The following is a 234-nucleotide window of genomic DNA, read 5'->3' as shown; positions in this document are numbered from 1 at the left end:
CCTTCTGCTCGACCTGGCCGCGGCCGCTCATGCGCTGCTGGCGGCGGCGGAACGAGGCGACCGAGCGGGTGCGCTCGTCCTCACCGGACGTCGCCGTCGCGATGGTCAGGCGGCCGCGGTTGCGGTCCCCGCCCGGCGACTTCGGCGTCTTGGGCGGCGCGATGATCTTGAGCGGCATGCCGGGACGGCGGATCACCCGCTTGGTCTCGGACTCGTCCTCGTTGGTCTGCGCAC

At 73.1% G+C, this 234-nt stretch carries 1 protein-coding gene; it reads right to left on the bottom strand.

All coding sequences use genetic code 11. The features are described from left to right. The coding region (locus ACWXWW_RS18375) for a hypothetical protein (RefSeq protein ID WP_455971489.1) at positions 1-234 on the bottom strand (234 nt) is incomplete at both ends.

The organism is Microbacterium sp. KNMS, assembly GCF_053851835.1.
This window is presented reverse-complemented; position numbering and strand designations above follow the sequence as displayed.